The organism is Mycobacterium sp. 3519A, assembly GCF_900240945.1.
Classification (GTDB): Bacteria; Actinomycetota; Actinomycetes; order Mycobacteriales; family Mycobacteriaceae; genus Mycobacterium.
In genome coordinates, this window is the sequence record NZ_OESG01000014.1 from 1,274,648 (window position 1) to 1,293,816 (window position 19,169).

At 67.5% G+C, this 19,169-nt stretch carries 21 protein-coding genes; 10 read left to right on the forward strand and 11 right to left on the reverse strand.

Annotated features, from left to right (window positions below; translation table 11 throughout):
* Positions 1 to 34: 34 nt before the first annotated feature.
* Both C1A30_RS27050 and C1A30_RS27055 read left to right on the forward strand, forming a co-directional pair.
* Entirely contained in the window at positions 35 to 1,066 is a 1,032-nt protein-coding gene (locus tag C1A30_RS27050) for a DUF4328 domain-containing protein (RefSeq protein ID WP_101951362.1), read from the forward strand.
* Between the two features lie 4 nt (positions 1,067 to 1,070).
* Positions 1,071 to 1,895, forward strand: coding sequence for a glycerophosphodiester phosphodiesterase (locus tag C1A30_RS27055; RefSeq protein WP_101951363.1), 825 nt, complete (start codon positions 1,071 to 1,073; stop codon positions 1,893 to 1,895).
* Here C1A30_RS27055 and C1A30_RS27060 read toward each other — a convergent pair.
* The 3 genes from C1A30_RS27060 to C1A30_RS27070 form a co-directional block, all read right to left on the reverse strand.
* Complete coding sequence (locus C1A30_RS27060) at positions 1,892 to 2,827, reverse strand: LCP family protein (protein ID WP_101951364.1); 936 nt, start codon at positions 2,825 to 2,827, stop codon at positions 1,892 to 1,894. The genes C1A30_RS27055 and C1A30_RS27060 overlap by 4 nt on opposite strands.
* Before the next feature lie 212 nt (positions 2,828 to 3,039).
* Positions 3,040 to 3,807, reverse strand: a complete 768-nt coding sequence (locus tag C1A30_RS27065) for a CPBP family intramembrane glutamic endopeptidase (RefSeq protein ID WP_101951365.1) — start codon at positions 3,805 to 3,807, stop codon at positions 3,040 to 3,042.
* A gap of 27 nt (positions 3,808 to 3,834) precedes the next feature.
* Positions 3,835 to 4,596 carry a DUF2470 domain-containing protein gene (locus C1A30_RS27070; protein WP_101951366.1) on the reverse strand — a complete coding sequence of 254 codons (762 nt, stop codon included), beginning with the start codon at positions 4,594 to 4,596 and terminating at the stop codon, positions 3,835 to 3,837.
* Between the two features lie 113 nt (positions 4,597 to 4,709).
* Here C1A30_RS27070 and pheA point away from each other — a divergent pair, with 113 nt between their 5' ends.
* Both pheA and C1A30_RS27080 read left to right on the forward strand, forming a co-directional pair.
* A complete protein-coding gene (gene pheA, locus C1A30_RS27075; protein WP_101951367.1) occupies positions 4,710 to 5,621 on the forward strand; it encodes a prephenate dehydratase in 912 nt (303 codons plus the stop codon).
* A complete protein-coding gene (locus C1A30_RS27080; RefSeq protein ID WP_101951368.1) occupies positions 5,618 to 6,304 on the forward strand; it encodes a histidine phosphatase family protein in 687 nt (228 codons plus the stop codon). Before pheA ends, C1A30_RS27080 begins: the two co-directional genes overlap by 4 nt.
* On the opposite strand, the gene C1A30_RS27085 is transcribed toward C1A30_RS27080, so the two are convergent.
* The 3 genes from C1A30_RS27085 to C1A30_RS27095 form a co-directional block, all read right to left on the reverse strand.
* Complete coding sequence (locus tag C1A30_RS27085) at positions 6,284 to 6,478, reverse strand: hypothetical protein (RefSeq protein ID WP_101952912.1); 195 nt, start codon at positions 6,476 to 6,478, stop codon at positions 6,284 to 6,286. The two genes, C1A30_RS27080 and C1A30_RS27085, sit on opposite strands and share 21 nt — an antisense overlap.
* Before the next feature lie 104 nt (positions 6,479 to 6,582).
* Entirely contained in the window at positions 6,583 to 6,933 is a 351-nt protein-coding gene (locus C1A30_RS27090; RefSeq protein ID WP_200828442.1) for a metallopeptidase family protein, read from the reverse strand.
* Positions 6,934 to 6,937: 4 nt separating this feature from the next.
* Positions 6,938 to 8,368, reverse strand: coding sequence for a septum formation family protein (locus C1A30_RS27095; RefSeq protein WP_101951369.1), 1,431 nt, complete (start codon positions 8,366 to 8,368; stop codon positions 6,938 to 6,940).
* A gap of 112 nt (positions 8,369 to 8,480) precedes the next feature.
* On the opposite strand from C1A30_RS27095, the gene serS reads away from it, so the two are divergent.
* Genes serS through C1A30_RS27110 form a run of 3 tightly spaced genes read left to right on the forward strand, consistent with a single transcriptional unit; the run spans position 8,481 to position 11,520 of the window.
* On the forward strand, positions 8,481 to 9,746 hold the full coding sequence (serS, locus tag C1A30_RS27100; RefSeq protein ID WP_101951370.1) for a serine--tRNA ligase: 1,266 nt from the start codon (positions 8,481 to 8,483) through the stop codon (positions 9,744 to 9,746).
* A 42-nt stretch (positions 9,747 to 9,788) separates the two neighbouring features.
* Positions 9,789 to 10,937: a zinc-dependent alcohol dehydrogenase gene (locus C1A30_RS27105; RefSeq protein WP_101951371.1), complete on the forward strand. Its 1,149-nt coding sequence runs from the start codon at positions 9,789 to 9,791 to the stop codon at positions 10,935 to 10,937.
* Between the two features lie 16 nt (positions 10,938 to 10,953).
* Entirely contained in the window at positions 10,954 to 11,520 is a 567-nt protein-coding gene (locus C1A30_RS27110) for a hypothetical protein (protein WP_101951372.1), read from the forward strand.
* Here C1A30_RS27110 and C1A30_RS27115 read toward each other — a convergent pair.
* From C1A30_RS27115 to C1A30_RS27135, 5 genes are all read right to left on the reverse strand, one after another.
* Complete coding sequence (locus C1A30_RS27115) at positions 11,517 to 11,852, reverse strand: hypothetical protein (protein WP_067799922.1); 336 nt, start codon at positions 11,850 to 11,852, stop codon at positions 11,517 to 11,519. The two genes, C1A30_RS27110 and C1A30_RS27115, sit on opposite strands and share 4 nt — an antisense overlap.
* Positions 11,849 to 13,393: a Rieske 2Fe-2S domain-containing protein gene (locus C1A30_RS27120; RefSeq protein WP_101951373.1), complete on the reverse strand. Its 1,545-nt coding sequence runs from the start codon at positions 13,391 to 13,393 to the stop codon at positions 11,849 to 11,851. Before C1A30_RS27120 ends, C1A30_RS27115 begins: the two co-directional genes overlap by 4 nt.
* 39 nt (positions 13,394 to 13,432) lie before the next feature.
* Positions 13,433 to 14,131: an aminoglycoside 3'-phosphotransferase gene (locus C1A30_RS27125; protein WP_200828443.1), complete on the reverse strand. Its 699-nt coding sequence runs from the start codon at positions 14,129 to 14,131 to the stop codon at positions 13,433 to 13,435.
* A 36-nt stretch (positions 14,132 to 14,167) separates the two neighbouring features.
* Positions 14,168 to 15,157, reverse strand: a complete 990-nt coding sequence (locus tag C1A30_RS27130; protein ID WP_101951374.1) for an IS481 family transposase — start codon at positions 15,155 to 15,157, stop codon at positions 14,168 to 14,170.
* A gap of 418 nt (positions 15,158 to 15,575) precedes the next feature.
* Positions 15,576 to 16,658 carry an IS110 family transposase gene (locus C1A30_RS27135; RefSeq protein WP_200828173.1) on the reverse strand — a complete coding sequence of 361 codons (1,083 nt, stop codon included), beginning with the start codon at positions 16,656 to 16,658 and terminating at the stop codon, positions 15,576 to 15,578.
* 153 nt (positions 16,659 to 16,811) lie between these two features.
* Between C1A30_RS27135 and C1A30_RS27140 the strand changes: the two genes are divergently transcribed.
* The 3 genes from C1A30_RS27140 to C1A30_RS27150 are packed head-to-tail and all read left to right on the forward strand — an operon-like array spanning position 16,812 to position 19,167.
* Positions 16,812 to 17,588 carry a 1-acyl-sn-glycerol-3-phosphate acyltransferase gene (locus tag C1A30_RS27140; RefSeq protein ID WP_101951375.1) on the forward strand — a complete coding sequence of 259 codons (777 nt, stop codon included), beginning with the start codon at positions 16,812 to 16,814 and terminating at the stop codon, positions 17,586 to 17,588.
* Between the two features lie 5 nt (positions 17,589 to 17,593).
* Positions 17,594 to 18,358, forward strand: coding sequence for a 1-acyl-sn-glycerol-3-phosphate acyltransferase (locus C1A30_RS27145; protein ID WP_101951376.1), 765 nt, complete (start codon positions 17,594 to 17,596; stop codon positions 18,356 to 18,358).
* Positions 18,355 to 19,167 (forward strand): HAD family hydrolase, encoded by an 813-nt coding sequence (locus C1A30_RS27150; protein ID WP_101951377.1) that lies wholly within the window; start codon positions 18,355 to 18,357, stop codon positions 19,165 to 19,167. Before C1A30_RS27145 ends, C1A30_RS27150 begins: the two co-directional genes overlap by 4 nt.
* The last annotated feature ends 2 nt before the right edge of the window (positions 19,168 to 19,169 follow it).

Consider the following 19,169-nt stretch of genomic DNA (forward strand, 5'->3'; position numbering starts at 1 on the left):
TTGAAGGTGCGGACGCGAGGAGCCTGAGAGCCAAATGATTCAGGTGTGTTCCCAGTGCGGAACGCGGTGGAACGTGCGCGACCGCAGACGGGTGTGGTGCCCACGGTGCAACGGGACACTGCTCGCACCGTCGGGCCCGGAGTCCGGAGCGGAGTGGAGTGCGCGTGCCAGCGCGCCGCCCGTCGGCCACGGCCGCACGCCGCCGCAATTGCCAGCCGGTTACCGCTGGATCGCGGTGCGCCCCGGTACCGCCCCGCCGCCGCGCCGCCGCAAGCGTCCGCTCGGGCCCACTCCTCGCTATGCGGCCGTCCCCAGATGGGGGCTGCTCGAGCATTTCGATGCCCCCGAACAACAGACGGCGCCGCCCCGTAGCGGCCCCTCCCCGGCGATGGTCCGTGGCGTCCTTGTCACGACGATGGCGGTGCTCGGCGCCGCCGCGCTGGTACACCTGATTCGGTACGTGCTGCTGATCGTCAACCGGTCGGTGCTGCTGAACAGGTTCGTGGCATTCGCCGCTACCTGGCTCGGTGTGCTCGTCAGCGTCATCGCGCTGTTCATGGTGGTGGCCAGCCTGGTGGTGCTGACCAACTGGCTGATCGCGCGGCGCGCCGCGGCATACGCCCACCACCGGCAAGACGACCCGCGGACCCCGCCGTCGCTGCGGCTGGGTTGCCTTGTGCCGCTTGTGAATTTGTTCTGGGCACCGGTGTTCGTCATCGAGCTGGCAGGCGTCGAGGAGCGGCTCAGCACGTTGCGCAGACCCATTGTGGTGTGGTGGATCGTCTGGGTGTTCAGCTACGTCGTGTCGATCTTCTCGATCGCGACCAGCTTCACCACGGATCCGCAGGGCATCGCGGACAACACGGTCACCACGATCATCGCCTACCTGCTGACGCTGGCCACGCTGCTGCTGGCGATGAAGGTGTTCCTCGGCTTCGAGCGCCAACCCGTCGAGCGGCCCTCCAGGCGCTGGGTGGTCGTGCGAGACGACGACGCGCAACAGACTCGTCAGACTCCTGAACCGACCGCTGCGGTTGAGTCTGAAGGGCAGAACCCGGCAGCATAGCCGTATGAATTCGGGCGACGGCGCGCTCGGCGGCCATCCGTTCGTGGTGGCGCACCGCGGCGCATCCGCGGAACGTCCGGAGCACACCCTGGCGGCTTACGAACTCGCGCTGCAGGAAGGCGCGGACGGGGTGGAATGCGACGTTCGGCTCACTCGTGACGGACACCTGGTCTGCGTGCACGACCGCCGGGTCGATCGCACGTCGAACGGCACCGGTCTGGTCAGCGAGATGACGCTGGCCCAATTGCGTGAACTCGACTTCGGGGGATGGCATCCCAGCCGCAGCGACGACGGCGAGCAGGGCGACACCGGACTGCTCGCGCTCGACGACCTGGTATCGCTGGTGCTCGACCACAACCGGCCCGTGAAGCTGTTCATCGAGACGAAGCACCCCGTCCGCTACGGCGCGCTGGTCGAGAGCAAGGTGCTCGCGCTGCTGCACCGCTACGGCATCGCGGCACCGGCGTCGGCGGACCGTTCCCGGGCCGTGGTGATGTCGTTCTCGGCCGCGGCGGTGTGGCGGATCCGCCGGGCGGCACCGATGCTGCCGACGGTTCTGCTCGGCGAGACCTCGCGATATCTGGGCGGCGGCGCCGCCACCACCGTCGGCGCGACCGCCGTCGGGCCGTCGATCGCCACGCTGCGCGAACATCCCGAACTCGTGGACAGGGCGGCGGCGCAGGGCCGAGCGTTGTATTGCTGGACCGTCGACCACTACGAGGACGTCCGGTATTGCCGCGACGTCGGCGTGGCGTGGGTCGCGACCAACCATCCCGGCCGCACCAAGGCGTGGCTGCAGGACGGTCTGACGGGCGCGGGCCGCGACTAGCCGGGTTGGGCGGCGTCGAGGACGTCCTGGGGAATCGGCGAGTCGGAGTTCAGCGCCGAGAACAGCCTGCCGGCGCTGTCGCTGTCCCAGACCACGACGGAACCCGAGTCGCTGCCGGTGAATTCGCCGATCGGCACGGTCGTCGTCGTAATGTCGCCGCGCAACGCCCACGCCAGCCGGGCCAGATCCCAGATGTGGTCGCCCTCGTTGACGGTGAGCGCGCCGCTGGCCGCGTGCGCCATCGGATACCAGCGCAGCGGGTTGAGCAGCACCGCGGGACTGGCGGCGCGATGCAGCAGCGCCGACATGAACTCGCGCTGGTGGATCATCCGGTCCAGGTCGGCCCGCGGCGTGGCGCGGGAGCGGACGAACCCGAGTGCGTTGCGCCCGTCGAGCTTCTGACATCCCGCGGGCAGATCGATGCCGGCGAGCGGATCGTTGATCGGTTCGGCCGGGCACATCGTCACGCCGCCGACCGCGTCGACCATCGTCGCGAACCCCTCGAAGCCGATCTCGGCGTAGTGGTCGACGCGGACGCCGGTGGCCTGCTCGACGGTCTGCGCCAACAGGGTGGCGCCGCCCTCGGAGAACGCCGCGTTGATCTTGTCCTGGCCGTAGCCGGGGATCGGCACGTAGGAATCGCGCGGAATCGACACCATGGTGCTTGGCGTGCTCGACGCGATGCTGGGGATGTGGACGAGCAGGATCGTGTCGGTGCGGCCGTTGCCCATATCGTCGCCGGTGGTCAGTTCGGCCTGCTCGGCAGGGGTCAGGCCCTGACGGCTGTCCGAGCCGACCAGCAGCCACGTGGTGCCGCTGCCTGCGGCGGGCCGCTCCGGGTAGTCGGCGAGCGCGGCGGTGCGGTGCAGTGAGGTGTCCATCCCCCAGCCGCCTGCGACCACCGCCACGACGAACACAAGCAGCACGGCCATCACGATCCGGCCCCAATGTCGTTTGTGCCGAGCCTTTTTCGGCCGCGGTGGGGGCGGTGGCCGCTGGGCGATCGGTGGCGGTCGGTGCGGTGGTCTGGGTGGGCCGCCGTTGGGGCGGCGGTCGGTAGTTCGGATCGCGACGGATCACGTGTGGCGGCTCCCGGCGCATCCTGGGATCGAATGGCGGCCGGTTGTCGTTCACAGCTTCGAACTTACGACAGCCAGCTCAGATGTCCCTGCGCAAGCGCATATCCGACGTATGCCACCGAGTCGATGATTCCGTGCGCGATGATCAGCGGCCACAGCCTGCCGGTGCGCCGCCACACGTAGGCGAAGACGAGGCCCATCACCACATTGCCGAGGCCCGCGCTGAAACCCTGGTACAGGTGGTAGGCGCCGCGCAGCAGGCTGGAGGCCAGCATGGCCGCGACGGGGTTGACCCCGAGTTGGCGTAGTCGGGTGAGCAGGAACGCGACCACGACGACTTCCTCTGCCCAGCCGTTGGCGAACGCGGTGAGCAGCAGCACCGGAATCCGCCACCAGGTGTCGTTGAGTTCCGCGGGTTCGACGTGCGCGCTGAGGCCGAGTGCCCGCGCGGCCAGATACAGGCCAAGTCCCGGCACGCCGATCAGCGCAGCCAAACCCATGCCGCCGAGGACGTCGGACCGCCAGCTCAGCTTGCCGATGCCGATCTTCGCGGGGCCAAAACCGCTGCGCCACAACAGGTATACCGCAAGCGTGCCCCATGCGACGAGTTGGAATGTGACGGCGAGATTGAGGCCGAGGTCGATCAGGTCGAAGGGGGAGCGGCGTGGGTTGAGTGCCACCCGCTGGCCGGCGAGGCCGAGCAGTACCGCCTCGATCAGTTGAAGGAACGCGGTATAGGCCGACAGCCCGAACGTCACCGCCAGAACGACGGCGATCTCGATGCGCATGCCGCGTCGCTGCGGTTCGGTCAGTTCGTCGGGCGGCCCTGTCACCGGAGATACGGTAGCGGCCGCCACCTCCTAGAGTCGGCGGGCGCGCAGCCCGTTCAGGAACGGGCACCCCATCAGGATCCGAATGGCCTGGCTGAGGCCGGTCACGTCGTCCACCGGCCGGGGGAACGGCAGCCGGACGTCGTGGTCGCCGTCGTCGCCTTCGACCCGCAGTTGCACCCCGTACCTGTCGAGGCCGAGCGGCCGCACCCGGCCGCGGCGCAGCGGCATCGGCAGCCTGCTGGCCAACCGGTCGACGACCTCGCGGTGCGCCGACTCCATGTGCTTGAGCCAGCACGACTCCATCGCACAGAACGGATCGGGTTTGGCGTCCAGCAGGGCCCCGACGCCGACCGCCTCGGCACCGGTGGCGTCGGCGACCACCACCGACTCGATCTCGAGTCGCATCAGCGAGTAATCGGAATTCACTTGCAGCAGAGCAGGACTCGGGTCTTCGGTGGCGATCAGGTCGAGCAGGGCGGCGACTTCACCGTCGAGGACGCCGTGCAGTCGGCCGCGGATCCACACCAGCGAGCGCACAGGTTCGCGCAACGGCAGCGGGGCATAGTCGGTCATCTCGAGCACCGCCTGCACACCGGCGGTGCCTGCCGCCACCACCATCGGGGCCAGGATGCCGTCGCCCGGCACCGTGATCGCGAACGATCCGTCGTCGAGCAGGTGGTGAACGGGGGAGCAGATGGGCTCGAGACCCTCGACGGCGAGCATCGCGTCGCCGGCCCGCATGCATGCGCTGCGGATTCGTTCCGCCGTCGTGGGTGCTGCACCTGCCATCGCCCCGCCTTCCGTAGTGAGGTAAGGCTTACTTAACAAGATCGTGGGCCGGGCCGCAAGACCTACCGCCGCGGCGTCAGGGGCGGCCACCCCGCACCGGATAGTGTTGAAATGTGCCGCGCATCGCCTATCTCGGACCCGAAGGGACGTTCACCGAGGCGGCGTTGCTGAAGATGTCCGCCGACGGTCTGGTCCCCGGCGGTTCCGGCATCACACCGGATCCGGCCGCCAGCCCGCAGGTCGCGCTGGAGATGGTTCGGGCAGGTGACGCGGACTACGCGTGCGTACCGATCGAGAACTCCATCGACGGGTCGGTGTTGCCGACACTGGACAACCTCGCCACCGGTGTGCCGGTGCAGATCTTCGCCGAGACGACGTTGGACATCTCGTTCACCATCGCGGTGCGCGCAGGTGTCACCGAACCCGTGTCGATCGCCGCGTATCCGGTGGCGCGCGCCCAGGTGCAGCGGTGGGCGGCAGAGCACCTGAGTGAGGCGAAGTTCCAGGCGGCCGACTCCAACGCCGCGGCAGCCGTCGACGTGGTCGAGGGCCGGGCGGACGCTGCCGTCACCACCGCCTTGGCCGCCGACCGGCACGGGCTGACCGCGCTGGCCACCAACGTCGTCGACGAGCCCAACGCGCGGACCCGGTTCGTGTTGGTCGGCACGCCGGCCCCGCCGCCGCAGCGCACCGGATCCGACCGCACCTCGGTGGTGCTGCGCCTGGACAACGTTCCCGGCGCACTGGTCTCCGCGTTGACCGAATTCGCGATCCGCGACATCGACCTCACCCGTATCGAATCCCGGCCCACCCGAAAGGAGTTGGGCACCTACTTCTTCTTCCTCGACTGTGTCGGCCACATCGCCGACGAAGCGGTCGCCGAGGCACTCAAAGCGCTGCACCGTCGTTGTGCAGACGTGAGATTTCTAGGTTCTTGGCCGACAGGGTCGGATGCAGGGGCGGCACCGCCGAAACTCGACGAGGCATCGGAGTGGTTGGCGCGGCTTCGTGAGGGCAAGCCGTGAGCGGTCGACTGGTCCTTGTTCGGCACGGACAGTCACTCGCCAACGTCGACCGTCGGCTCGACACCCGGCCGCCGGGCGCCGAACTCACCGACGTCGGTCGCAATCAGGCGCGCGCGTTCGCCCGCGGCCTGCCGCACGCCCCGGCGATGATCACGCACTCCGTCGCGGTGCGCGCCGCGCAGACCGCAGCTGAGATCAGCACCGAAGTCCGCCTCGAGCCACTGGAATTCGACGGGCTGCACGAGGTGCAGGTCGGTGAACTCGAAGACCGCAACGACGACGAGGCGATCACCGAATTCGAGACGGTGTACCAGCGTTGGCACGAGGGCGAACTGGACGTCCCGATGCCAGGCGGCGAGACCGGCAACGAGGTGCTCGACCGGTACGTCCCGGTGCTCACCCAACTGCGGATGCGCTATCTCGACGACGACGCATGGCACGGCGACATCATCGTGGTCAGCCACGGCGCGGCGATCCGGTTGGTGTCGGCCGTGCTGGCCGGTGTGGAGAGCAGCTTCGCGCTCGACCATCACCTGGCCAACACCGAATCCGTTGTGTTGTCGCCGATTACCGACGGACGCTGGAGCTGCGTGCAGTGGTCGACGTTGACGCCGCCGTTCTACCCGGAACCGGATGTGCACCCGGTGGAGGATGCGCTGTCGTCAGCCGACCCGATGGGCTGAGATCCGGACACCGCACGTGCATCCGACCGCGTCGCAGTCGACGCTGAACGCGTGCATCACCTCGGGGGTGACGCAGCCGTCCTCCGTGCACTCCGCGCGATGCCAGGCGTGGTGGATGACAGTGCCGTGACAATGCTCGAGCCCCGCCAGACACTCGCGGCACTCAGTACTCATGTGGGCCAGTCTCTCGCGCGGGCAGACGCAAACTGCCCCAAATCCGCGGCGTGTCGGGGCCTTTTGCGTCTGTCCCCTACCTTCGGTGTGGGCCCACGCGCACATTAGCCCCAGCCCAGTTCGTGCAGTCGCTCGTCGTCGATGCCGAAGTGGTGGGCGATCTCGTGGATCACCGTGATCGCGACCTCGTCGACCACCTGGTGTTCGTCATCGCACACGTCGAGTAGCGCGTCGCGGTAGATGGTGATCGTGTCGGGCAGCGAGCCCGCGTAGTAGGAATCGCGTTCGGTCAACGCCACACCCTGGTACAGGCCGAGCAGGTCGGGCTCGTCCGGATTGCGGTTTTCGACCAGCACCACGACGTTGTCGATCGCCGCGGCGAGTTCGGGCGGGATCAGATCGAGTGCGTCGGAGACCAGTTCTTCAAACCGCTGCGGGCTCATCCGCACGGCCATGCCGCTACGGCGCCGGCGGTGGCGGAAGCAGCGCTGCCGGGTCGCCTGGCGGTGGTGGCGGCGGCGCGGCCTCTTGGGGAGGCGGCGCACCAGGCGGCGGCGGAGCGTCGGGCGGCGGCGGAGCATCCGGCGGCGGCGGTCCGTCCAGCGGCGCACCGGGCGGCGGAGGCGGACCGTTGAGGAACGTGTTGCCGGGCGGCGGCGCGGCGGTGGACGACGCGGTGCTCGTCGTGGACTGGCTGCCGCTGGAGGACTGCTGGCCCGGCATGTGCTGCGTCTGCTGGCTGTCGTCGCTCTGGCTGGTGCTGTACTGCGACTGCGACGGTGATGACGTGTCCTGCGGCGGTTCGACCGCGGGGATCGGCGGCAGGTTCAGCCGTTCCACCGGGATGTCAGGCGGGGCGACCGGCGGCTGCCCGTTGATCATCAGCGGGCCCTTGGCGCTGTTCAGCAGCGTCGACCACCCGCCGTTGCCCAGCGTCGCACCGATGCTGCACGACACCTGGTGGCTGCCCGCCGCCCAACTCGGCAGCGAGATGGTGCTGTAGATGAGCGTCAGTGTGGTGCTGCGCAACTGGATCGGCGCCAGATAGGCGTCGGTCATCTTGGTGCACGCGTCCTTGATGAAGCTGTCCTGGTCGGGTTCGGGCGGCAGCCCCTGGGGGAACTTCTCGGCCAGGTTGACCGCTCCGGTGACCTCCATCGCGTGCGGGGCGGCGCAGTCGACCGGGATGTCGGTGGGCTGGTTGGTGCCGGGGTCGATGCCGAGGCAGGTGCCCGCAGGCCACACCTTCGACTGGTCGACGTCGGCGACCTTGCCCTTGAACGCCAACTGCTGGTTGTTCGGCCCCGGCAACTGCAGGCCGCACAACATGCGGCGCTCACCCTGCTGACGCCACGCCTTGTCGCCCGACCACAGCATGCTGACGGTGAACCGGCTGTTCGGGTCGAAGCGGGCGCCGAGGTAGTTCGTGACGGCCGCCGAGCACTGCTCCTGGCTGATCTGCTGGATCCTGGCCGGCGACGGCGGCGCCGCCTCCGGGCCGTACTCGCTACCGGGGAACGTGCGCATGTCCACCGACTCGGCGACCTCGAAGCGGTGCTCGTCCTTGCAGTCGACGATCTGCGCCGCGTCCGGAGTGCGGTCCGGCCAGTTGAGGCAGTCACCCGCCTTCGCGTGGTTGAACGTGTCGTTTCCGCGCGGGCCGAGGGAGATGGTGCTGGCGGTCAGCCCGCTGGGGTCATTGGTCGGCAGCGCGGTGATCAGGCCCGCGATGAGCAGACCGCCGAGCGCGGTCAGCAGCAGCGCACGGCGCGTCGGCGTAGCCTGCAGACTCTGCCACCACGCCACCCGCTCCGACGGCTGTCCGACCTCGCTGTCTTGCGAGCCCACGAGGGTTTCCTCGCGCTCGGGTGCCTCCAACATCCGCTCCATTGTGACAGGCGTGTCAGGTGCTGTGACAAGTGATGCGAATGTAACGTTACGAGGTTGTGGCTGTCCGGGGGTCAGGGCGCCGCGCTCGCCGCGCAAAAGTAGGGTTGCGGCCGTGATCGACCTCAAGCTCTTGCGCGAAAATCCGGACGTGGTGCGCGCATCCCAGCGGGCCCGCGGTGAAGACCCCGGCCTCGTCGATGCGCTCGTCGAAGCCGACGCCGTTCGCCGGTCCGCGGTGTCGACCGCCGACAACCTGCGCGCCGAGCAGAAGGCCGTCAGCAAGAAGGTCGGCAAGGCGTCGCCTGAGGAGCGGCCGGCCCTGCTGGAACAGGCCAAGGCGTTCGCCGAGAAGGTGAAGAACGCCGAGGCCGCCCAGGCCGAGGCCGAGAAGGCTTTCACCGCAGCGCATATGGCGATCTCCAACGTGATCATCGACGGGGTGCCTGCGGGCGGCGAGGACGACTTCGCGGTGCTCGACATCGTCGGCGAGCCAAGGGCCATCGAGAACCCCAAGGACCACCAGGAACTCGGCGAGTCGCTCGGCCTGCTCGACATGGAGCGCGGCGCGAAGGTGTCGGGCTCGCGGTTCTACTTCCTCACCGGCGCCGGCGCGCTGCTTCAGCTCGGCCTGCTGCAACTCGCGGTGCGACTGGCCACCGAGAACGGCTTCACGCTGGTCATCCCGCCGGTGCTGGTGCGTCCCGAGGTGATGGCGGGCACCGGTTTCCTCGGTGCACATGCCGAGGAGGTCTACCGACTCGAGGCCGACGACCTCTATCTGGTCGGCACCTCCGAGGTGCCGCTGGCCGGTTACCACGCCGACGAGATCATCGACCTGTCCGACGGGCCGTTGCGCTACGCGGGCTGGTCATCGTGCTTCCGCCGCGAGGCAGGCAGCTACGGCAAGGACACTCGCGGCATCATCCGGGTGCACCAGTTCGACAAGGTCGAGGGTTTCATCTACTGCAAGCCCGAAGATGCCGAGGCCGAGCACCAGCGGCTGCTCGGGTGGGAGCGCCAGATGCTCGCGCAGATCGAGGTGCCGTATCGCGTAATCGACGTCGCTGCAGGCGATTTGGGGTCGTCTGCGGCGCGCAAGTTCGACTGCGAGGCGTGGGTGCCGACGCAGGGCACCTACCGGGAGCTGACCTCGACGTCGAACTGCACCACCTTCCAGGCCCGCAGGCTTTCGGTGCGCTACCGCGACGAGAACGGCAAGCCGCAGACCGCGGCCACCCTCAACGGCACGCTGGCCACCACCCGGTGGTTGGTCGCGATCCTCGAGAACCATCAGCAACCCGACGGCAGTGTGCGGGTGCCCGACGCGCTCGTGCCGTATGTCGGGACCGAATTGCTCGAGCCGAAGGTTTCGCGCTAGCGGCGCGGGGTATCGCCTCGGGAACCACCGAGGAGGAAACCCATGCGCGCGATGGTGTACCGCGGCCCGTACAAGGTGCGGGTGGAGGAGAAGGCGCCTCCGAAGATCGAGCACCCCAACGATGCGATCGTGCGCGTGCAGCGCGCGGCGATCTGCGGGTCGGATCTGCATCTGTATCACGGCATGATGCCGGACACCCGCGTCGGGATGACGTTCGGGCACGAGTTCATCGGCGTCGTCGAGGAGGTCGGGCCGTCGGTGCAGAACCTCAACCGCGGCGACCGGGTGATGGTGCCGTTCAACGTCTACTGCGGGTCGTGCTATTTCTGCGCCCGCGGCCTGTTCTCCAATTGCCACAACGTGAATCCCAACGCCACCGCGGTCGGTGGCATCTACGGGTACTCCCACACGTGCGGCGGCTACGACGGCGGGCAGGCGGAATTGGTGCGGGTGCCGTTTGCCGATGTGGGCCCGATGGTCATCCCGGACTGGCTCGACGACGACGACGCGCTGCTGTGCACCGACGCGCTGGCCACCGGCTACTTCGGCGCGCAACTCGGCGACATCGTCGAGGGCGACACCGTGGTGGTGTTCGGCGCGGGGCCGGTAGGACTGTTCGCCGCCAAGTCGGCGTGGCTGATGGGCGCGGGCCGGGTGATCGTCGTCGACCATCTGGAATACCGGCTGGACAAGGCCCGGTCGTTCGCCCAGGCCGAGACCGTCAACTTCGCCGACTGCGCCGACGTCGTGGTGGAGATGAAGAAGACCACCGACTATCTCGGCGCTGACGTCGCGATCGACGCGGTGGGCGCGGAGGCCGACGGCAACTTCCTGCAGCACGTGATGGCGGCGAAGTTCAAACTGCAGGGCGGTTCACCGATCGCGTTGAACTGGGCCATCGACTCGGTGCGCAAGGGCGGCACCGTCAGCGTGATGGGCGCCTACGGCCCGATCTTCAGCGCAGTGAAGTTCGGTGACGCGATGAACAAGGGGCTTACGTTGCGGATGAACCAGTGTCCGGTGAAGCGCCAATGGCCGCGGCTGCTGACACACATCCAGAACGGCTACCTCAAGCCGAGCGACATTGTCACGCACCGCATTCCGCTCGAACACATCGCCGACGCCTACCACATCTTCTCGGCCAAACTCGACGGCTGCATCAAACCGGTCATCGTGCCATCGGCCGCCTGAACATCGGAGCGAACACATGCCGTACACCGCAGAACGCCCGCAACAACCCGACATCGACGAACTCCGGGCACGCATCCCCGGCTGGGGGGTCGACCGGGACCCCAAGGACAGACCCGCGGTGCCCAAGATGACCTATGATCCCGAATCCACCGGTGCCCATTGGCATTTCCCGGACCGACAGCCCGAGGGATCACCGCGAGAACGATCCATCGAGCACAAGTTCCTGACGCCGGTGTTCGGCACCTCGGCACCGCTGCGGGGCCTGTCGGGCAAGATCCGCAGGTTCGCGTACCGGCGCTACAGCGAGGGGCGTGCGGCGCACTGGCTGCTGCTCATCGCGGCCGACCGCGTCGACGCCGCCGAGAACCATCTCCGATCGTTCGCCACGCTGCACCCGGACAATCCCTTTACCGAGACCGGTGTTCGCAGTGAATTCACCCACGGCGGCGTGCGCGCAAGGACGGCGAGCAAGCGGGTCGACCACAACCACACGTGGATGGATCCGGTGATCATCGCGGGACCGTGGCTGCTGCCGGCGCTGCCTGCGGTGTGGGCGGTCAGGAAGTTGAGGCGGCGCGGCTAGTTCTTCAGCAGTTCGTCGAGTCTTGCGAGGAACTCCTTCGGCCGCTGCGGGGTGAAGGCCGGCTTCGGCCGCGCGCCTTCCACGTCGAGCGTCACCAGCGTCGACTTGATCGGCCGCCACACGTCCAACGGCAGCCACCGACGAAAGTCCGAGCTGCCCCAGATGCGGAACCGCTCGGTGAACAGACCCAGCGGCTCGGCCTTGTAGCCGCGAATCGATCGCAGCGGGATTATTTTCGAGGTCCCTGACGGAAAGTGATAGCGCCGCAACGTGATTGCCTCCTGATCCAGTTGGATCAGGCCGTCGTCGTAGTACTGGCGCGGACCACTCACTTCCGCTCACTCCGAAGCTGATGGCCCTTGGTGGTCAGGCACCGTCCGGTCTGAAGGTTCCATTCCCAGCCGTGCAGATTGCACGTCAGCTTGTCGCCGTCGACCACACCGAACTTCGACAGGTCGGCTTTCAGATGCGGACAGCGCCGCTGAATCTCCCAGCCGTCCAACGTGATCGATGCGGTGTCGTCGTGTGCCTCGGCGAACCAGCCGTCGGCGTAGGCGATCCGCTCGTCGGTAAGGCACTTGAAGAACGTGTATAGGTACTCGTTGTAGCCACCGACCCGCCAGGCAGAGAACCGGGTGGACAGGAAGATGGTGTTCACCCAGTCCGGTTCGTTGTCCCGCAGTACGGTGCGGACCAACTCCGGCGGGATGCCGAACCCGTAGCGGAACTTCTCGTCCGGAATGGGTTCGCGCACCACGCGTTTCGGAAAATCGAGCACGACGGTTTCGTTGCCGAGCCGTAGTTCGACGGGATATCCGATGCCGTCGCAGATCTGATCGCTCTGCAGCATGATCGGCTCGAGCACCACCCGCAGCGGCTCCAGCAGCGGCTCCCCGGCGGCGGGCGCCCAGTTCGCCTTCTCCGCGGCGAGCACCGGCGCCATCCGCTCGGCGTAGTCCGCGATGTAGTCGGCCTTGCCGGTGGTGAAAATCGTCTCGGGGTCGGGCACCGGATGTGTCAGCGAATTCAATTGCGAGCCAGTGAAATCCGCCGTCGACCCGGGGATCATCAGCAGCCCGCCGTCGTGCCCGTGTGACCGCATCTGGTCGAGGAACACCACCTGGTCGGGGAAGATGTTCGCCGGGTCGCCGTGGTCGTCGTTGAGGTGGCGCAGGTCAGGATCGAGGAAGCACGGCGGACCGGCCGATGGCACCACCCACGTCGCGCCGACCTGCGCGATGTACTGACGGCAGCGGTCCATCTGGCGCTGGCGCTTCTGGGTGCCGAATGCCTCCTTCGCGCGCGCGGGCATGTCGTAGACCATCGGGTACCAGATCGCGCCGGAGTACTGCAGCATGTGCACGTCGACCTGACCGAAGTCCGCGTGCAGCACGTCCAGGTCGACGGGGCGTGCGTCATTCATGTTGAAGCACACTGTTTCTCCGTCGTCGACCACCAGACCGGAGTCGCCGATCGGGCCGTCGGCGGGCGCACGCAACGCGATGATCATCACGTCGAGATCGCCCTTGGGCCCACTGACGCGGTGCTTGACCGAGTCCGTCGTCTCGAAGAACCGGTGGAAGCCGACCTTCTCGAGTTCCCGCTGCAGATCGGGCACCGGGAATTCGGGCAGCAGCACGACCGCGTCCTTGTTCACGTGCTCGCGCAGGTTCTTCGGATCGAAGTGGTCGCGGTGCAGGTGCGACACGTAGAGGTAGTCGACATCGCCCAGCGCGTCCCAGTCCAGCCCGCTGTTGTCGGGGAACGGAAACCACGACGCGAAGTACGCCGGGTTGACCCACGGGTCGCACAAGATGCTTCCGGCCTTCGTGTCGATCCGGAAACCGGCATGCCCGACGCTCGTGACCTGCACAAATACCCTTTCGCTGCGATGTGTCTGCCCGCGGCGAGTCTAGCCCGCCAGCGGATCCTCCTCGTCCCACGCCAGCCGGTAGTAGGCGATCCGGTCGACGTCCGGTGCGACGCCGTATGCGTTCAGCAGCGCCTCCGCGAAGCCGCCGGGGCCGTCGGTCGGAAAGTTCCAGTCCAGCGACAGGGTCGCGATGGCGAGGTCGGCCCACCGGTCGGCGACGCCCAGATCGCCCAGGTCGACGTGCCCGCTGAACGTGCCGTCGTCGGCCATCAGCGTGTTGGGCGAGCAGGCGTCGCCGTGGCACACCACGAGGCGGTCGGCAGGCGGGGCGTCGTCGGGCACCCAGGGCGGCTTCCCGAAGGGGCAGTCGGCGACCGGTAGCGCGTCGTGCATTCGCCGCAGGCCGACGCCGATGGCCCGGGCGGCGGTGCGGGGATCGTCGGCCCAGCGCGCGTCCACCGCCGAGCGACCCGCCAGTCCTGCGGTGTGCAGCCAGCTCGGTCCGCTGCCCAGCACCTCGGGCACCGGCGTGTAGCGCCGCGCCCAGCGCAGCCGTGGCGCCTCGGCGGCCAACAGGTGCGCGTTGGCGTCGGGGTACACCTTCACGAACTCGCGTCCGCCGTCGATCCCGAACGTCACGCCGCCCAGTTCGTTGATCCACACCGCGGCTACCGAGCGCCCCGCCGCGATGTCAGAGACGATCTCCGGTACCGGCACGGGTTCGCTGGGAATGGTCACCCGACTGACCCTATGGTCGGACTCCTCAACGCGGCCCTAGGTGTACTGACCTGAGAGGTTCGGTACGCGGCTGGCGGGTGGTTGACCTTTGAGTGCTGTGTGGCCGCGGTGGTGATTGTAGGTGTGTAGCCATCGTGGGAATTCGTCGCAGCGTTCGGCGTCGCTGCGGTAGAGCCGGGCATAGGCCCACTCATCGGCCAAGGTGCGATGAAATCTCTCTACCTTGCCGTTGGTCTGGGGTCGATATGGGCGGGTGCGGCGGTGCTTGATGTCACCCAAGGCGTCGTGAAATGTGTGTGAGCGATAGCAGGATCCGTTGTCGGTCAATACCTTCCGCACGGTGAAGCCACAATCGTTGAACCAAGCGTTGGCGCGCAGCCAGAACGCTGCGGCGGTCTCCTTACGCTCGTCAGCCAGTAGTTCGGAGTAAACCAGCCGCGAATACGCATCGATCGCAGTGTGCAGGAAGTGATAGCCCCGCACCGGATTGCGGTATTTCGTTTGCACTCCACTGCTCTTGTCGGCCTGTTTATTGGCCCTGCCCACGGCGTGGCCCAGCATGCGCCAGCCGCCGCCGGCGGGGATCTTGCCCAGCTTCTTGACATCGACGTGGACCAGATCACCGCAGGCCGCGGATTCCATCCGGCGGATGACCCGCCCGGTGGGGCGGTCGAGCCAGCGCAGTCTGGCCAGGCCATACCGGGTCAGCACACGGTGCACGGTCAAGGGATGCAACCCCAGCAGATAACCAATCCGCGCCGGCCCCCAGCGGCGGATGACCCGGACTTTGATGATGCGCCGCTCGGTGCGCGTGGGTGTCCTGTGGGGGCTGTGATGAGGCCGTGAGCTGCGATCACGCATACCGGCAGGACCGAATTCGCGGTAGCGGCCAGCCCAGCGAGCAGCGGTGCTCACCGCCACCTGGAACCGTTCGGCGGCCCGCCGCAACGGCCAACCGTCTTCCACAACACAACGGGCCAGACGCAGACGCCCAGTTTCGGACAAAGGGGCATTACGGTGGGACACGAAGACCTCCGAAGTGAGTTGGTGCGTTTCTAGACAGCTCGCACTTCACTCGGAGGTCTTCGTCATGTCACCACGCCACGCCGCGTCCCTAACGTCCGTGGTCAGTACACCTGATATGTAGGCACCGTTTGTCAATAGGCAGGTGAAAGCCGCCCCGGTTTTGCGTCGGGGCGGCTTTCGTTTGATCGGGGTTAGTCGGTGTCGCGGCGGTCGTTGGTCAACGACGGTGGTGTCAGACTGATATGCGCGGGTTGGGTACCGCAAGACGATGGTTCGGTGCGAACGGTGGCTGCTCTCTAGGGACGGGCGTCACACCAGTACTTCGGGGAATGCTGTTGTGGCTCATAGCTGTAACGCAGATCCAGTTCGCCTACCTCGCCGTCGACCGGCTGACTCCGATCAAGTTCGGTGGCGGTTGTTAGTTCAGCGTGGCAAGTGACCAGCACCAGCCGGCCAGTTCACGGGCGATCGCGACATTGGCCACCACGTGGTGTTTCTTACGTTCGTTGAACCGGCACCACTGCTGGTGCAGGCGCCGGTTTCCGGCATGCCCGCGATCCTTGAGCGCCGGGTCGACCTTGGCCCAGCGTGCCCGCATCGTCGGTCCAGGATTGCGGTAGGCCGCCCGGTGATGCCACGCCGCCTCGATCAACAATCGCCGCACATGGGCGTTGCCGGCCTTGGTGATCGAGCCCTGCACCCGGGATGCACCCGAGGAGTACTCGGTGGGGACCAAGCCGACGTAGGCGCCGATCGAGGCGCCAGTGAACCGGGTCCAGTCACCGATCTCGACGCTCAACGCCAGCCCGGTCAGCGCCGAAATCCCCCGTAGACACCCCAATCGATTGACCGGGTCAGCCCAGCGCGGCGAGGCTGCCACGGTGACGATCTGCTGGTCGAGACGATCTCTGGCGGCGGTGGCCGTCAAGACGGCGTCGAAGTGATGGTCGAATGCCGCCATGGTGTGGGAATCGTCAAATCGTTGTCGACGAAGCCAGGTTTCGTGCACCCCGTTCCATGCCTGCCCACCGCAGTACACCCGGCCGTGGCGCAGCAATAGTTTGGACAACCGGTGCCGGACTCGCATCAGATCAGCGCGCGCGTCTTCACGCGCACGCACCAGATCGCGCACCGCCTCCACGTCGGCCTCGGGCACGGTGACCGCGGTGATCTCGCCCAGACGCAGTAACCGGGTCAGATGCGCGGCATCGCGGGCATCGGTCTTGACCCGATCCCCGGCAGGACGGATCAACTTCGACGGCGCGGCAACCACGCAGTCGATCTCGGCGGCGGCCAAAGCCCGCGCGAGCCCGAACCCCGTCGGCCCAGCCTCATAGGCCACCCGTACCGGACCTCGCAGCCGGTCTAGCCACGCCAGGATCTCGCCGTGATCGGGACACAACCGTGCCCGCTCAACCCGCCCCGTTTCTTCATCGACGGCATGGGCAACCACCGAAAGCGCATGCACGTCCAACCCGACACTCGTACCGTTGAAACTCACCGGAGGCCTCCTGATCTGCAACTGTGGCTCTACCGATGCGAGTGTTCACTCATCGTCGGCAACCCACGTCCGATTGCAGCCCGAGGCCTTCGGCCTCAAGTCGCCTCCATACCGTCTAGGCCGCTAGATCGTCGTCCGACTAGGCTCCCTGATGTGGAACCGGTATACGGCACAGTCATCCAGCTCGCCCGCCTGGTGTGGCGCGCGCAGGGGCTTAAATTCACCGTTACCGGCGTGGAGAACCTGCCCCGCACCGGCGGCGCAGTCGTCGCGATCAACCACACCAGCTACTTCGACTTCACCTTCGCCGGGCTGCCCGCCTACAAGCAGCATCTGGGCCGCAAGGTCCGGTTCATGGCGAAGAAAGAGGTCTTCGACCACAAGATCACCGGCCCGATCATGCGCAGTCTGCGGCACATCGAGGTGGACCGCGACAGTGGCGCCGCGTCGTTCGACCACGCCTGCCAGGCGCTGAAGGCGGGCGAACTGGTCGGCGTCTACCCGGAAGCCACCATCAGCCGCAGTTTCGAGATCAAGGAGTTCAAGTCGGGTGCGGCGCGCATGGCGATCGCCGCCGACGTGCCGATCGTGCCGCACATTGTCTGGGGCGCCCAGCGCATCTGGACCAAGGGCCACCCCAAGAAGATGTGGCGGCCCAAGGTGCCGATCTCCGTGGCGGTGGGCGAGCCGATCATGCCGACGCTGCCCGCCGCGGAGCTCACCGCGCTGCTGCACTCCCGGATGCAGCATCTGCTGGAGCGCGTGCAAGACGAATACGGTCCGCATCCCCCCGGCGAGTTCTGGGTCCCGCACCGCCTCGGCGGAGGTGCGCCGACGCTGGCCGAAGCCAACCGGATGGACGCCGAGGAAGCCGCCGAAAAAGCCGCCCGCCGCGCGCAACGGGCCGACCCCACCGGGGCGCCGGGGTAGCGCGTATGGAGCCGGTCTTCCGCACGCTGGAGATTGCGGTCAGCACCGCGACCAAGGTCATCGGGACGAAGATCACCTACGAGGGTCTGGAACACATCCCCGAACGCGGCGGTGCTGTGATCGCGATCAACCACACCAGCTACCTGGACTGGTGGCCTGCGGCGCTGGCGGCATACCAGCGGCGCCGCCGGATGCGCTTCATGATCAAGGCCGAGATGCAGGACGTGAGGATGGTCAACTTCCTGATCAAGCACTCCGGCACCATCCCGGTCGACCGCACCGCAGGTGCAGGCGCCTACGCGGTGGCCGTCGAACGCCTGCGGGCCGGTGAGATCGTCGGCGTCTACCCGGAAGCCACCATCAGCCGCAGCTTCGAGCTCAAGGAGTTCAAAACCGGCGCGGCCAGGATGGCCAGGGACGCCGACGTGCCGATCATCCCGATGATCGTGTGGGGCGCGCACCGACGCTGGACCAAAGACCACCCAAAAGACTTGCGCCGCAAGAGCAAAATCCCGATCACCGTCGCGGTCGGGCCACCGTTCGGCGCCGCCGACACCATCGACGCGACCCTCGCCGCCATCCGCGAGGCGATGACCTCGTTGCTGCACAAGGTGCAGCTCGACTACCCGCATCCCGAGGGCGCGTACTGGGTGCCCCGCCGGCTGGGCGGTTCCGCCCCGACGTTGGAGCGGGCCAAACAGCTCGACGAGGCCGAGTTGGCCGAACGCGCGCGCAAGCGGGCCGAGCGGGAAGCGAAGAGCCACCGGTGACACCTGACCTGATTGCCACCGACGTGGACGGCACGCTGCTCGACGACGACGAGAAGATCACCGCGCGCACCCGCGATGCCGTCACCGCCGCCGTGGACGCCGGCGCCCAATTCGTGCTTGCCACCGGCAGGCCGCCGCGCTGGGTGCAGCCGGTCGTCGATGCGCTCGGCTTCGCGCCAATGGCGGTGTGCGCCAACGGCGCAGTGATCTACGACCCGTCGGCCGACCGGATCGTGACGGCGCGCACGCTGTCGACCGACGTGCTGGCCGAGCTGGCCGAGATCGCCACCCGCGTCATCCCCGGCGCGGGCCTTGCCGTCGAGCGGGTCGGCACTAGCGCCCACGACGCGGCCACCCCGCAGTTCGTCAGCTCTCCCGGCTACGAACACGCCTGGCTCAACCCCGACAACACCGAGGTGTCGATCGAGGATCTGCTCAGCGCGCCCGCGGTCAAACTGCTGATCCGCAAGGCAGGCGCGCGTAGTTCCGACATGGCCGAGGTGCTCGCGAAACACATTGGGCTGGAAGGCGATATCACCTACTCCACCAACAACGGGCTGATCGAGATCGTGCCGCTGGGCATCAGCAAGGCCACCGGCGTCGAGGAACTCGCCCGTCCTCTCGGCATCACCGCGGAGGGTGTGGTCGCCTTCGGCGACATGCCCAACGACGTGCCGATGCTGCACTGGGCCGGCCTCGGCGTGGCGATGGGCAACGCCCACCCGGACGCCGTCGCGGCCGCCGACGAGGTCACCGCGCCGAATACCGAAGACGGCCTCGCCCGCATCCTGGAACGGTGGTGGCCCTGACG

Bases quoted from the DNA above. Each gene is read 5' to 3' on its own strand.
- C1A30_RS27105 (WP_101951371.1), top strand. From the start codon at position 9,789: ATGCGCGCGATGGTGTACCGCGGCCCGTACAAGGTGCGGGTGGAGGAG.
- C1A30_RS27090 (WP_200828442.1), bottom strand. From the start codon at position 6,933: ATGGCCGTGCGGATGAGCCCGCAGCGGTTTGAAGAACTGGTCTCCGAC.
- C1A30_RS27055 (WP_101951363.1), top strand. From the start codon at position 1,071: ATGAATTCGGGCGACGGCGCGCTCGGCGGCCATCCGTTCGTGGTGGCG.
- C1A30_RS27060 (WP_101951364.1), bottom strand. From the start codon at position 2,827: ATGGCCGTGCTGCTTGTGTTCGTCGTGGCGGTGGTCGCAGGCGGCTGG.
- C1A30_RS27085 (WP_101952912.1), bottom strand. From the start codon at position 6,478: ATGAGTACTGAGTGCCGCGAGTGTCTGGCGGGGCTCGAGCATTGTCAC.
- C1A30_RS27145 (WP_101951376.1), top strand. From the start codon at position 17,594: ATGGAGCCGGTCTTCCGCACGCTGGAGATTGCGGTCAGCACCGCGACC.
- C1A30_RS27095 (WP_101951369.1), bottom strand. From the start codon at position 8,368: ATGGAGCGGATGTTGGAGGCACCCGAGCGCGAGGAAACCCTCGTGGGC.
- C1A30_RS27110 (WP_101951372.1), top strand. From the start codon at position 10,954: ATGCCGTACACCGCAGAACGCCCGCAACAACCCGACATCGACGAACTC.
- C1A30_RS27070 (WP_101951366.1), bottom strand. From the start codon at position 4,596: ATGGCAGGTGCAGCACCCACGACGGCGGAACGAATCCGCAGCGCATGC.
- C1A30_RS27050 (WP_101951362.1), top strand. From the start codon at position 35: ATGATTCAGGTGTGTTCCCAGTGCGGAACGCGGTGGAACGTGCGCGAC.